The sequence below is a fragment of the Bacillus sp. FJAT-14266 genome (assembly GCF_001719225.1).
Lineage (GTDB): Bacteria > Bacillota > Bacilli > Bacillales > Bacillaceae > Bacillus > Bacillus subtilis.
In genome coordinates this window covers 2,965,005-2,977,161 of sequence record NZ_CP017072.1, presented here as the reverse complement: position 1 = coordinate 2,977,161, position 12,157 = coordinate 2,965,005, and the positions used below count along the sequence as shown (strand labels likewise).

Below are 12,157 nucleotides of genomic sequence, written 5' to 3'. Positions count from 1 at the left end.
TCAAGCGGATAGCCTTCTTCATTAAATCAATTTTAAACCGCTGACTAAAATAATGGAAGCCATAATAAATTGCAGTGGACGCGGGGAGAATCGAGGCGAAAGATGGCTCCCGATCAGTACGCCGGGAATTGAACCGAGGAGCAGATTAGCTGCCAGCATGTAATCCACGCTTCCGAAGCTTGCGTTCAAAATGCCTGCTGCCGTAACAAGAAGAAAAGCATGCGCGATATCGGTTCCGACAATCTGTGACGCTTTCATGTTAAATAAGTAAATCATGGCGATTGCAAATAATGAGCCGGACCCGATTGATGTTAATCCGACGATAAACCCAAACACAACACCAATAAGAATTGTCAGCGCCCTCTTATTTTCAAGCGGCATCAGCTGCCAGCGGTTGGGGCGAAGTTTTCTATCCAAAAACAAACGAACGATGATTGAAATGGCAACCAGCGTTAACACATATCCTAGAGCGTGCTTAATAATTTCTTCCTGATGCTGGTGAAAGGCGGGGAACAAATGCAATATGCCAATGGCTAGCGAAGCACTCGGAATACTGCCGATGGCTAAGTATTTTACCAATTTAAAGTTAATCGTTTTCTGCCGCCAATGGGAGGCAACGCCAAACAGCTTTGTGATCGAGTTATATACAAGATCCGTACCGACCGCGATGGAAGGATTAATTCCAAGCACAATTAAAAGGGGAGTTAATAAGGCCGCTCCACCCACTCCCGTCAATCCGACTAAGGCTCCGACAAACAAACCCATCAATATGATGCTTACACTCATGATAAAGGCCTCCTGAAAACCCGACTATTTTTATCAGATTATATATGATTAGGACGCGTTAATCAATTAAATTTTTTGAATTTTTGCACGTTAGTTGCTTGAAATTTTGGTATGCTCAATATCTCTATTCATTTGCCCTATAATGAGTGTCTGGACGAAATCGAGAAGTACTAAAGGCGCAAAAAAAAGATACCTCTTAACAGGTATCTTTTTTCTTGTTTACGCTACATGCGCTGCTGATAGAAAGGAAGCTCAGTGTGGCCCATTTCCCGCACATACACGAACAGGTTGCCTTTATGGTGAATTTCATGCTCCATTGCAAGCTGAAGCAGCGCGCGGCCTGTGACTTTTCTGCCGAAAGCGGATGTCAGATCAATTTCTCTGTCCAGCTGCTCTTCAGTCAGCTGTTCAAGGATAGCGACCGTTTTTTCTGTATATGTTTTTGCCAGAACATTGAGATCTGTTTCTGTTTCTTCCTGCTTGTTTTGAAATGGTGAGGCATTGCCTTCCTTAATGACATTTGCGAACAAGTGGAAAGACGTAAGAATGTGTTTGACCAGCTCTTCTGCTGACATTGATGTTTCTGCCGGTTTGTAGCTGTAATGGTCTTTGCTGATTTTTTCGGCAAGCTCATTGGTCACGTTTCGATGGGATAAAAAATGGCTGACAATTTGATTGGATTGGCACATTATGATCTCCTCCATATGTAAAAATAAATGGTGCAATGAAATCCTATATCAACGGTTATGAATTCACAAGTAATATGCTGTGGGATGAAACAAAATGCTATGTCAATCGTATATATAACGTTCACAAAACATGAAATGGAGTATAAACATGACTAACATACCTTTCATTTATCAGTACGAAGAAAAAGAGAATGAAAGAGCTGCGGCGGGCTACGGCACTTTCGGTTACCTTATCACACGGATTGAAGAAACGCTTTATGATCAATACGGTGTATTCTATGAGCTCTATGCCAGTGATGATCCAAATACGGAATACTGGGAGCTTCTTGTAGAAGATGTCCGCAGCGGTTCATTGGAGCCTGAGCATGTGGCATATATATTTGAAAAGCTTGAAAAGAAAACCTTTGCTTACGATGAAGATGAGAAAGAACCGGATTATACCGTCCATAAGTCTATAAGAAACAGTGTATACGCGTATCCTGAAAAGGGAGTTGCTTTTGCCAGAATTCCATATTTTCAAGATGGGAGCATTATGAGTTTTGATTGTCTGTTTGCGGTTAACGATGAAAAGATGCGTGCATTTCTGGAGGGAGTCAGACCGCGTCTTTGGGAAAAAAGCAAGCGGAAAGTGACCGTGTTTACGGATGGAGATGGAGGGACTTCAAGAGAGCAGGAAGCCATTGTCAGAGAGGTTCAGCGGAGTCAAGTCATCATGAATCCGCTATTGAAAAAAGAGATATACAGATCAATTGATCAGTTTTTTCATAGTGATAAATCGTTTTATCAAACATATGACATCCCTTACAAGCGCGGCATTCTGTTATATGGACCTCCTGGAAACGGAAAGACGACGTTAGTGAAGTCGATCGCAGGCAGTATCGATGCACCTGTTGCTTATTGGCAAATTACTGAATTTACGTCGAGCGAGACAATAGAAGAAGTCTTTCAGGCAGCGAGACGCCTCGCTCCTGCAGTTCTGGTCATCGAGGATATAGATTCGATGCCGGAAGATGTGCGGTCCTTTTTTCTCAATACGCTGGACGGCGCGACATCAAAAGAGGGGCTATTTCTCATCGGTACGACAAACTATCCCGAAGAGATCGATCCAGGTTTGATGAATCGTGCAGGACGATTTGACCGTGCCTATGAAATCGGGCTTCCGGATGAAGAGCTGCGGCTGGAATATATGAAAATGAGAGGCTTTGGCATCTTTTTGAGTGAAGGAGAAATAAAAAACGCCGCAAAACTTACAGAAGGCTTTTCCTTTGCACAGCTGGGAGAATTATATGTATCTTCAGCCCTTCAATGGCACCAAGAAGGGAATCACCATATTGAAACCATGGTGAAAGACATGACAGGAGAGCAAAGAAAAAGCCAGCGGGGAAGCTGGATGGAAAGAAACAAAGTCGGTTTTCACTAAAAGAAAGCACGGGTGTTTGAAAAACCCGTGCTTTTTTGTTGCGGTTAGCCGAAATTCGACAATTGCGGTTATTTTGCGTTCTTCTTTTTCTTGTAAATATGATAAAATATGACATATCTCGGGTAATTCAAAAGGGGGGATTAATTGAGGATGAAGCAGACGATTCCGTCCTCTTATGTCGGGCTTAAAATTAATGAATGGTATACTCATATCCGGCAGTTCCACGTCGCTGAAGCCGAACGGGTCAAGCTCGAAGTAGAAAGAGAAATTGAGGATATGGAAGAAGACCAAGATTTGCTGCTGTATTATTCTTTAATGGAGTTCAGGCACCGTGTCATGCTGGATTACATTAAGCCTTTTGGAGAGGACACGTCGCAGCTAGAGTTTTCAGAATTGTTAGAAGACATCGAAGGGAATCAGTACAAGCTGACAGGGCTTCTCGAATATTACTTTAATTTTTTTCGAGGAATGTATGAATTTAAGCAGAAGATGTTTGTCAGTGCCATGATGTATTATAAACGGGCAGAAAAGAATCTTGCCCTCGTCTCGGATGATATTGAGAAAGCAGAGTTTGCTTTTAAAATGGCTGAGATTTTTTACAATTTAAAACAAACCTATGTTTCGATGAGCTACGCCGTTCAGGCATTAGAAACATACCAAATGTATGAAACGTACACCGTCCGCAGAATCCAATGTGAATTCGTTATTGCAGGTAATTATGATGATATGCAGTATCCAGAAAGAGCATTGCCCCACTTAGAACTGGCTTTAGATCTTGCAAAGAAAGAAGGCAATCCCCGCCTGATCAGTTCTGCCCTATATAATCTCGGAAACTGCTATGAGAAAATGGGTGAACTGCAAAAGGCAGCCGAATACTTTGGGAAATCTGTTTCTATTTGCAAGTCGGAAAAGTTCGATAATCTTCCGCATTCTATCTACTCTTTAACACAAGTTCTGTATAAACAAAAAAATGACGCCGAAGCGCAAAAAAAGTATCGTGAAGGATTGGAAATCGCCCGTCAATACAGTGATGAATTATTTGTGGAGCTTTTTCAATTTTTACATGCGTTATACGGAAAAAACATTGACACAGAATCAGTCTCACACACCTTTCAATTTCTTGAAGAACATATGCTGTATCCTTATATTGAAGAGCTGGCGCATGATGCTGCCCAATTCTATATAGAAAACGGACAGCCCGAAAAAGCACTTTCATTTTATGAGAAAATGGTGCACGCACAAAAACAAATCCAGAGAGGAGATTGTTTATATGAAATCTAAATGGATGTCAGGTTTGTTGCTCGTTGCGGTCGGGTTCAGCTTTACTCAGGTGATGGTTCATGCAGGTGAAACAGCAAACACAGAAGGGAAAACATTTCATATTGCGGCACGCAATCAAACATGATGCATAAAAAAAGACCCTTAGGGGTCTTTTTTATTTCTTCAGCTTCCATTCTTTTATCGTCAGCTCAGAAGATCCACTTGCCACCAGCGGATCCGCATGGCCGATTTCCGCTGCCTCTTCCAGTGAATCTGCTTCGATGACATACGCTCCGCCTGTGGCGTCGCTGAATGGCCCAAACATTTTTAAACGTTTTTCTGCCTGTAAACGATCCAGAAATTCATAGTGCCCAGCCACATGCTCCTGATTAAATTTCTCCGTTCTCATTGTCAGCATTAAATATGTATACATATTCAGACCCTCCGTGAACTTCAGTTTAACACATTTATCCATATTACGGTGATAGATGATATGAGCTTTTCGTCCTACGAATGCCACCTATTTATGAAAAAAGAAAAGGAGAGATGATAGGTGAGCATTCCAGTAAAGAAAAATTTGGTTTCTGAGGCGAAATACGCGTTGAAGTGTCCTAATGCAATGTCCGCTGAATACATTACCATTCACAACACGGCAAACGATGCATCAGCGGCCAATGAAATCAGCTATATGATCGGGAACACAAGCTCGACAAGCTTTCATTTTGCGGTCGATGATCAAGAGGTGATTCAAGGTCTGCCGCTTAACCGAAACGCTTGGCACACTGGTGACGGCACAAACGGTCCGGGAAACCGCAAATCAATCGGTGTTGAGATTTGCTACAGCAAATCGGGAGGCCCGAAGTATGAGGCAGCTGAAGCCTTGGCGATTTCATTTGTTGCACAGCTGTTGAAGGAGCGCGGCTGGGGCATCGATCGGGTGAGAAAGCATCAGGACTGGAGCGGAAAGTATTGCCCGCACCGCATTTTATCAGAGGGGCGCTGGGATCAAGTGAAGGCGGCGATTGAAAAGGAATTAAACGGGGGCGTATCAGCGAAAAAAGCTGCAGTCTCTTCTTCGGCGTCTGAATATCATGTAAAAAAAGGTGACACACTGTCAGGGATTGCCGCATCACACGGGGCCAGTGTGAAAACGCTGCAAAGCATAAATCATATCACTGACCCGAACCACATCAAAATCGGACAGGTGATCAAACTGCCTCAGACGGCATCTGCTTCTAAAAGCCATGCCGCATCCTCATATCCGCTCCCATCCGGCGTGATCAAAGTGACAAGCCCGCTGACGCAAGGGACAAAAGTAAAGCAGGTGCAGACTGCTTTAGCCGCTCTTTATTTTTATCCTGATAAAGGAGCGAAAAATCACGGCGTTGACGGCGTTTATGGCCCGAAAACAGCTAATGCAGTGAAACGTTTTCAGTCTGTCAGCGGTTTAACGGCTGATGGGATTTACGGTCCGAAAACGAAAGCGAAGATGGAGGAAAAGCTGTAAATGAAAAGACGGAAGCTGTGAAGCTTCCGTCTTTTCGCCTTACATACAAACTGCGGCAAGCACCTTTTGAATATCATAAATGCTTTCATCTTTTTTAAACTGCTTTGAGACAGCGGGAAGTTCCGCGCCGGAGATCCAAATTTTCAGCTCTGAATCAAGGTCAAAGCGGCCGGCAGTTTCCACGCTGAATCTGGAAATGCTTTTGTACGGAATCGATTGAAATTCCGTTTTCTTGCCTGTAATTCCCTGTTTATCTACAAGGATAAGCCGCTTGTCAGTAAAGACAATCAAATCGCGAACCAGCTTAAACGCGGCTTCAACCTTCTCACCCTCAAGTAAAATATGGGCAAGCTCTTCTTGCACAGCTGCCGTTGACAGTGTTGATGCATTGCCGAGTAATCCATCAATAAACCCCATCATATACCTCCTCTGCGTATTCTATCAAATCATACTATAAAAAAGGTTTTCATTCATAGATGAGTAGAGTAAACTGGTGCTGACTGGTAAAGGGGGGCGTTCAAGATGGAAGATATGTATGACAGCTTTGCGGCCCTTTCTGCTTCTGAGTCGGAGTACCGGATTATTTATGAGGAGAAAAACGGAAGTGAGCTTATCGTCCTCGGTCCTCACGGCGGCAGAATTGAGCCTGGCGTCAGTGAACTGGTGCGGGCATTTTCGGATCGATGTTCCATCTATTTGTTTGAGGGTCTAAAGCAGCGAAACAACCGTTCCTTGCATCTCACTAGCATTCGTTTTGATGAGCCGCTGGCTTTAGAAAAAGTGAATGACCACCATTACGCATTAGCGTTTCACGGGTATTATGATCCGAAAATCCCGCATACATTGGTCGGCGGGGCGGATCGTAAAAAAGCCAAGCTCATTTGTGAGCGTCTGAATGAAGCGGGTTTTAGCGCCGAGCTCACTAATGAGAAAGACCGCCTGGCAGGTGTACACCCAAACAATATTGTCAATCGGACGAAAAGAGAAATGGGACTGCAATTGGAGGTAAGCACGGCACAGCGAAATGCGCTATTCCGCAATTTTGGGTGCCGTGATAAAAGCTACATACAAAACGATTTGTTTGATCGATATGTGGAAGCCGTCAAGCTTGGCTTTTATACATAAAACTAGACGGGACCTGCACGGTTGGCCTATTCCTTCATACGCTGGGGTTGTGCGAAAGTGTGGGGAGGAATGATTCATGTTTTATCATATAAAAGAGCTTCAATATCAAGCAAAGCCAGCTCATCCCGATCCGGTTTATGCGAAAAAACTTCAAGAGGTGCTCGGCGGCCAATTCGGTGAAATTAGCGTCATGATGCAGTATTTGTTTCAAGGGTTTAACTGCAGGGCGGATGCTAAGTATAAAGATTTGTTATATGATGTGGGGACCGAAGAGATTGGGCACGTAGAAATGCTGGCAACGATGATTTCCAGGCTTCTGGACAATGCACCCGCGGATGTACAGGAGGATGCTTATAAAAGCAATCCCGCTATTGCAGCAGTCATGTCAGGGATGAACCCTCAGCACGCGATTGTGTCCGGATTGGGGGCGATGGCATCAGATAGTGAGGGCTATCCGTGGAATGCAAAATACATTATCTCAAGCGGAAACCTGCTGGCCGATTTTCGCGCTAACTTAAATGCGGAGGCCCAAGGACGCCTTCAGGTGACACGGCTTTATGCCATGACCGATGATCCAGGGGTAAGAGATATGCTGTCATTTTTGATTGCAAGGGATACCTATCATCAAAATATGTGGTACGCGGCCATTAAAGAGCTGGAGGAAAGAGAACGGGATATTGTCGTCCCGACGACGTTTCCGCGTGAGCTCGAAAAGCAGGAAGTCTCCTATGACCTGTTTAACTTTTCCAGGGGAGATGAAAGCTCACAAGGAAGATGGGCACATGGGGAAGCCTTTGACGGCCGGGGTGAATTCAGGTATATCCCGGCTCCGATTGCGTTCGCATCTGCGCCTCATCTTAAACCGGCGCCCATGTGGCTGCATAATACAGTTCCCCCAATGTCGAAATGTTAGGTTCTCTTCTGGGCTGAGGAATATATCCTCAGCCCGTATTTGATCAGATGTTTTTACCAATATGATATAACGCTTTTTCCTCAGCGACCTGCAAGTGCTGCTGATCGCCTTCCTCGTACGCATTTGGCCGCTTGTGAGATAATAAATAAGCGAGCCGCTTCTGAAATTGAATACCTGCTTTACGCCGTTCAAACATGTCAAGCCTTTTATCAGCAAATTCCTTTGTTACCCGGAATACCGCCGCAATTGTGGCGAGTGCCTGGCTTCTCCATTGCGGCAGTTCCATCTGCAACAGCATAAAGGTTGGCACACAGAAGTGGTACATAAATTGATTTGCCTGGAATTCCTGAAGCTCTCTGAAGAGCTTGTTCATCTGAAAATGATTGCCTGCATGCTTTAACACGTGGCACAGCTCATGGCCAAAATCCTCCCATTGCTCTTCCCGTGACTTTTTTTGGTTCAATACGATACTGTACATGCCGTCGTATTTCACCATCATGCTCCCCATATCCTCAAAATGCACCCAAATATCCAGATCCTTTGCGATTTTCAGCATGTCAATGTGATGAGGGGATGTGATGCCCAGCCGGCCGTATAAATTTTTAACGTATTCCTCCAGATGTGATAAGTAATCGCCCAATTGAATACTCCCTTTCGAACGTTTGTTCTGTTTTTAGCGAGAAAGAAAAGCCCGTATAGGACTGGAAGGTAGTGTAGAAATCTTTCCCTTTTCTTTAAAAAATAAACACTTTTTTCTTTATATCGGTCTACTTTTTATATGTTTTAGAGAACAGAGAACGATTTATTTATTTTTCGGTTTGCGGTTTTTCTCTTTTTCTTTTAAATAGTTGATAAATTCGATGGCCTGCTGTTTGCTTTCTGGGGAAAAATCCTGCATATCGCGGTATGCAAGCTGCAGGTCCGGATCTGAGAACATATCGTCATCGGATTTTTTGTCTTTCCCCGTTAATAAGTAATCAGTCGTTACTTGAAAGTAATCAGCCAGCTTTTGGAGTGTGTCGTAATCGGGTTCGCTTCGCCCGTTTTCATAGTGGGAATATCGTGCCCGTGACACACCGATGTGTGATGCGATTTCTTCCTGTGTCCTTTTCCCTCTGAGACTCTTCAATCTGCCGCCTATCATACTATGACCTCTCTTTTTTAAACTCCCTACGTTACTTATGATTATAGATACAAAATGTATCAAAATAAAGTTATGATAAAAAAAGTATCAAAAATAACTTGATGATACAGAATGTATCGTTTATACTTGGTAACATCCGATACAAAATGTATCAAAAAAGATCAGGAGAGTGATCACATGTATCCGATCCAAATCGTTTTTAGTGAAAATCCCATAGATCAGCGCCATCTCGGACAATCCGGCGGCACCATTTCGTTTACCGCATGCGGCCTTCCGGTGTTTCACTTTGAAACGCAGGAACAGTTTCAAGCATACATGATGTTAAAAGGAGAAGCGGCGTACAATGAAAAACGATAAAAGCTATCCTTTTCCGACGTATTCAGGGTTGTTGAATTCAGAACATTATGACAAAATTGGCCCGGCGTTATGGCTGTTTCTCTGGTTTATCAGCTCAACAACAAAAGAAATCGAAAAAGACGGCGTAAGCTGGGGCATCGTACTCGGCCATAAGCCGTTAAAAGCGAGAGAAATGGCGGCAGTCTTCGGCGTAAGTGAAAAAACCGTCAGAAGATGGCTGGAGCTTCTCGAAAACCATGATTACATAAAGGCCGTCCGTGCGCCATACGGACTGATGATTTCGGTCAAGCATTCAAAAAAATTCAGCTTCAGATCGGACAATACTGTACACGGGAGTCTAAAAGAACGGCCATTTTCGCCGCAGACACCGGACACAAACGACCGTACAGATATAGATAAAACAAACAAATATACTGCTGCTGATGATGCAGTGGATCACATTGCGAAGCGGTTTACACAATTACGGTCGGCTCAAGAAGGACGCACCGTGTATCCTTCCTCAAGAGATTATCAAGCCATCGCCCGCATTGTTGCCATCGGCGTTCCTGTCACGCAAACAATCAAATGGCTTGAAGAATGCTTTCAGGCTTTTGAAAACCGGCGGACCGCCGCTTCTGAAACAATCAAGGCTTTTCGCTACTGCTCGAAATTCATTGAAGATCGATTTTTCGCGCAGCAAGCCAAAAAGAATGCCGCAATTCAGCATGAGAGGATGAAAAAACATGACAAAACGAACAATCGAACAGATTTTGGACGAGCTGAGAAGAGGGAGACGTCCATTACTGGCGGACAAACCGGCCGAATCAGACGCAAGCAGGTATGATTGCCTGCGCTGCAAGGATCAGGGAGGTTATCTCGTCAGGCAGAATGGCCTGGAAGTCTGGACGATGTGCAGCTGCATGGCAGAACGAAAAGTGAAGCGGCTGCTGGGTGCAAGTGAGATTACCCACGCTTTCAGACAGCTCGGCTTCAAGGAATTCCGCACGGAGGGAAAGCCGCAGGCCATAAAAGACGCATTTGAGTGTACAAAAGAGTATGTTGCCGATTATGAACAAATCAAGGATTGCCGAAAAAACAGCATTGCCCTTTTAGGACAGCCCGGATCAGGGAAAACACACCTTTTGACCGCCGCAGCCAACGAATTAATGAGAACATGCTATGTGCCTGTCATTTATTTTCCGTTCGTGGAAGGCTTTACTGATCTGAAAAATGATTTTGCCCTATTAGAAGCGAAGCTGAACCGGATGAAGCAGGCGGATGTGCTGTTCATTGATGATCTGTTTAAACCGGTTAACGGCAAACCCCGCGCTACAGATTGGCAATTAGAGCAAATGTATTCGGTACTCAACTATCGCTACTTAAATCATAAACCGATTTTGCTTTCGAGCGAGCTGACAATTGAAGGACTTGTACGGGTCGATGAAGCGCTCGGCACGAGAATCTATGAGATGTGCAGTGACTATTTAGTGATTATCAAAGGAGCAGCCTACGAGCTTAACCATAGATTGGAGGGCGTCAGATAATGTGTAAGCTTTGTCAAACAAAGAAAGTCATTGTGGAACATACCGGTATTGGAGTTGTTTTTCATCCATGTCCGAACTGCCGGTCCGGCACTGACTTAACGCCTGTCATTCAAAAGCTGGAGCAAATGCTGACAGCGGGAAAAGCGAGGCTGAATATCTATGATTAAACAGCTGACTGCTCTAATCGCTTTGCTGTTTCGGGCAAAGCGAACAGAAAAAAACATTGAACAATGGTATAAGGACGACGGGAAGTGAAAGTGTTGGCAAAGACAAAACAGGCAGAGAAAAGCCCTGCGCCGTGGCGTGCTGTCCCGTGCGGGGATACGAAACCGATCTATATTTATTCAGCTTACAGTGAAGAAGAAAAAGAAAGATTTCCGTACTCAAACGGGCGGCTGATTGCAGCTGTATTTGACCTCAGCTCTTATTCGCAAAAAAGCAATGCCTCTTTGATGGCCGCTGCGCCTGAATTGCTGGAAGCGTCTAAAGCAGCACTTGATTTTCTGAAAGGGAATTCTATTCATTCAAAGGAGCGTATCATTCAGCTATTAGAAAAAGCTGAAGCAAGCGCTGCACCGAAAAGGGGAGGAAATAAAACATGATTCATCCGAAAAAACTGCTGCATATCGATTCCGTCACGCTTAAGAGCCAGCTGGAGGACGGGAAAATCCGTGTCATTATTGTGGACGGCATCAAGCAAGAAGCATGGATCACAGAAGCGCCAGAGCATGGAAAAACGCTCGTCGAAACAAGAAAGGGCGATCTTGCTCGTGTGGAATTTGAAATCGGCTACAAATTAAATTAAAGCGAAAACAGAATACGTCCAAGACGGAAAGCCTGCGGACACTGATCAACTGCACAGCATTTGTGCGTTGATTGGTGTCCGTTTTTTATTTGCCAAAAATGAGGAGGATCATAGAATGCAAGACTTACTATTTGAATATAAACGCACGCTCAAACAAACAAGAATACAATATAAACCGCTCGCTGAGGCAGATGAATCCGTGCTCTCAGCTGAAGAGCTGAAGGATAAAAAAATCATCAGAAATATGATTACTGATCTTGAATATGTAACAGAATGGCTTGAAAAAGGAAGGCAGCCCGGCATCAGACGGGCGATTGACCGGCGTGATGTTTACCAGCGGCTGATGATCAAGGACCCGAGAATCATCGAATCATTTTCCAGCGCTATGATGTTTGAGCCGGACGGACAGGTATCAGAAGAAGACAGAGATAGAATTCGAGAAGCATTAGCCCTGTTAACGGACAGAGAAAAGGAAATGTTTTTGCTGCATAAGGTAGAATGTTTTTCTTATGAACGGATCGCCGATCTTCTCGGCGTAAAAAAATCGACAGTGCAAACGACGATTAAACGGGCGAGTTTAAAGATGCAAAGACAGCAGGAAGAAATGAATCGATCACTTGCCTGAAAG

Annotated in this window: 19 protein-coding genes; 13 read left to right on the top strand and 6 right to left on the bottom strand. The window is 44.2% G+C overall.

Annotated elements, in window-relative coordinates; translation table 11 throughout:
* Positions 1-21: 21 nt before the first annotated feature.
* Positions 22-786 (bottom strand): sulfite exporter TauE/SafE family protein, encoded by a 765-nt coding sequence (locus BGM23_RS15370; RefSeq protein ID WP_003245643.1) that lies wholly within the window; start codon positions 784-786, stop codon positions 22-24.
* Between the two features lie 224 nt (positions 787-1,010).
* A complete protein-coding gene (locus BGM23_RS15365; protein WP_003245144.1) occupies positions 1,011-1,475 on the bottom strand; it encodes a DinB family protein in 465 nt (154 codons plus the stop codon).
* A gap of 148 nt (positions 1,476-1,623) precedes the next feature.
* On the opposite strand from BGM23_RS15365, the gene yjoB reads away from it, so the two are divergent.
* From yjoB to phrA, 3 genes are all read left to right on the top strand, one after another.
* Entirely contained in the window at positions 1,624-2,895 is a 1,272-nt protein-coding gene (yjoB, locus tag BGM23_RS15360; RefSeq protein WP_003245490.1) for an ATPase YjoB, read from the top strand.
* A 144-nt stretch (positions 2,896-3,039) separates the two neighbouring features.
* On the top strand, positions 3,040-4,176 hold the full coding sequence (gene rapA / locus BGM23_RS15355; protein WP_010886491.1) for a response regulator aspartate phosphatase RapA: 1,137 nt from the start codon (positions 3,040-3,042) through the stop codon (positions 4,174-4,176).
* Positions 4,166-4,300, top strand: coding sequence for a phosphatase RapA inhibitor PhrA (gene phrA / locus BGM23_RS15350; RefSeq protein ID WP_003245487.1), 135 nt, complete (start codon positions 4,166-4,168; stop codon positions 4,298-4,300). The genes rapA and phrA overlap by 11 nt, the downstream gene beginning before the upstream one ends.
* Positions 4,301-4,330: 30 nt before the next feature.
* On the opposite strand, the gene BGM23_RS15345 is transcribed toward phrA, so the two are convergent.
* Positions 4,331-4,588: a YciI family protein gene (locus BGM23_RS15345; RefSeq protein ID WP_003232731.1), complete on the bottom strand. Its 258-nt coding sequence runs from the start codon at positions 4,586-4,588 to the stop codon at positions 4,331-4,333.
* A gap of 120 nt (positions 4,589-4,708) precedes the next feature.
* Here BGM23_RS15345 and BGM23_RS15340 point away from each other — a divergent pair, with 120 nt between their 5' ends.
* Entirely contained in the window at positions 4,709-5,662 is a 954-nt protein-coding gene (locus BGM23_RS15340) for an N-acetylmuramoyl-L-alanine amidase (RefSeq protein ID WP_003244876.1), read from the top strand.
* A gap of 39 nt (positions 5,663-5,701) precedes the next feature.
* On the opposite strand, the gene BGM23_RS15335 is transcribed toward BGM23_RS15340, so the two are convergent.
* Positions 5,702-6,079 (bottom strand): PH domain-containing protein, encoded by a 378-nt coding sequence (locus BGM23_RS15335; RefSeq protein ID WP_003245254.1) that lies wholly within the window; start codon positions 6,077-6,079, stop codon positions 5,702-5,704.
* Positions 6,080-6,184: 105 nt separating this feature from the next.
* On the opposite strand from BGM23_RS15335, the gene BGM23_RS15330 reads away from it, so the two are divergent.
* Together BGM23_RS15330 and BGM23_RS15325 are read left to right on the top strand one after the other, a co-directional pair.
* Positions 6,185-6,787, top strand: coding sequence for a poly-gamma-glutamate hydrolase family protein (locus BGM23_RS15330; protein WP_003244789.1), 603 nt, complete (start codon positions 6,185-6,187; stop codon positions 6,785-6,787).
* 76 nt (positions 6,788-6,863) lie between these two features.
* Entirely contained in the window at positions 6,864-7,700 is an 837-nt protein-coding gene (locus tag BGM23_RS15325; protein ID WP_003245071.1) for a manganese catalase, read from the top strand.
* A gap of 43 nt (positions 7,701-7,743) precedes the next feature.
* On the opposite strand, the gene BGM23_RS15320 is transcribed toward BGM23_RS15325, so the two are convergent.
* Complete coding sequence (locus tag BGM23_RS15320) at positions 7,744-8,340, bottom strand: ImmA/IrrE family metallo-endopeptidase (protein WP_003232721.1); 597 nt, start codon at positions 8,338-8,340, stop codon at positions 7,744-7,746.
* Between the two features lie 162 nt (positions 8,341-8,502).
* Positions 8,503-8,844 carry an HTH-type transcriptional regulator Xre gene (xre, locus tag BGM23_RS15315; RefSeq protein WP_003232719.1) on the bottom strand — a complete coding sequence of 114 codons (342 nt, stop codon included), beginning with the start codon at positions 8,842-8,844 and terminating at the stop codon, positions 8,503-8,505.
* A 177-nt stretch (positions 8,845-9,021) separates the two neighbouring features.
* On the opposite strand from xre, the gene BGM23_RS15310 reads away from it, so the two are divergent.
* The 7 genes from BGM23_RS15310 to BGM23_RS15275 all read left to right on the top strand — a co-directional run bounded on the left by BGM23_RS15310 (position 9,022) and on the right by BGM23_RS15275 (position 12,154).
* Positions 9,022-9,201: a hypothetical protein gene (locus tag BGM23_RS15310; RefSeq protein ID WP_003232712.1), complete on the top strand. Its 180-nt coding sequence runs from the start codon at positions 9,022-9,024 to the stop codon at positions 9,199-9,201.
* Positions 9,188-10,024 carry a phage-like element PBSX protein XkdB gene (locus BGM23_RS15305; RefSeq protein WP_003245799.1) on the top strand — a complete coding sequence of 279 codons (837 nt, stop codon included), beginning with the start codon at positions 9,188-9,190 and terminating at the stop codon, positions 10,022-10,024. The genes BGM23_RS15310 and BGM23_RS15305 overlap by 14 nt, the downstream gene beginning before the upstream one ends.
* Positions 9,924-10,724 carry an ATP-binding protein gene (locus tag BGM23_RS15300; protein WP_010886492.1) on the top strand — a complete coding sequence of 267 codons (801 nt, stop codon included), beginning with the start codon at positions 9,924-9,926 and terminating at the stop codon, positions 10,722-10,724. The genes BGM23_RS15305 and BGM23_RS15300 overlap by 101 nt, the downstream gene beginning before the upstream one ends.
* Complete coding sequence (locus BGM23_RS15295) at positions 10,724-10,891, top strand: hypothetical protein (protein WP_003245588.1); 168 nt, start codon at positions 10,724-10,726, stop codon at positions 10,889-10,891. Before BGM23_RS15300 ends, BGM23_RS15295 begins: the two co-directional genes overlap by 1 nt.
* Positions 10,892-10,975: 84 nt before the next feature.
* Positions 10,976-11,326, top strand: a complete 351-nt coding sequence (gene xkdD, locus BGM23_RS15285; RefSeq protein WP_003245290.1) for a phage-like element PBSX protein XkdD — start codon at positions 10,976-10,978, stop codon at positions 11,324-11,326.
* Entirely contained in the window at positions 11,323-11,529 is a 207-nt protein-coding gene (gene xtrA, locus BGM23_RS15280) for a phage-like element PBSX protein XtrA (RefSeq protein ID WP_003244900.1), read from the top strand. Before xkdD ends, xtrA begins: the two co-directional genes overlap by 4 nt.
* Before the next feature lie 115 nt (positions 11,530-11,644).
* Positions 11,645-12,154, top strand: coding sequence for a sigma-70 family RNA polymerase sigma factor (locus BGM23_RS15275; protein ID WP_003245797.1), 510 nt, complete (start codon positions 11,645-11,647; stop codon positions 12,152-12,154).
* Positions 12,155-12,157: the final 3 nt, after the last annotated feature.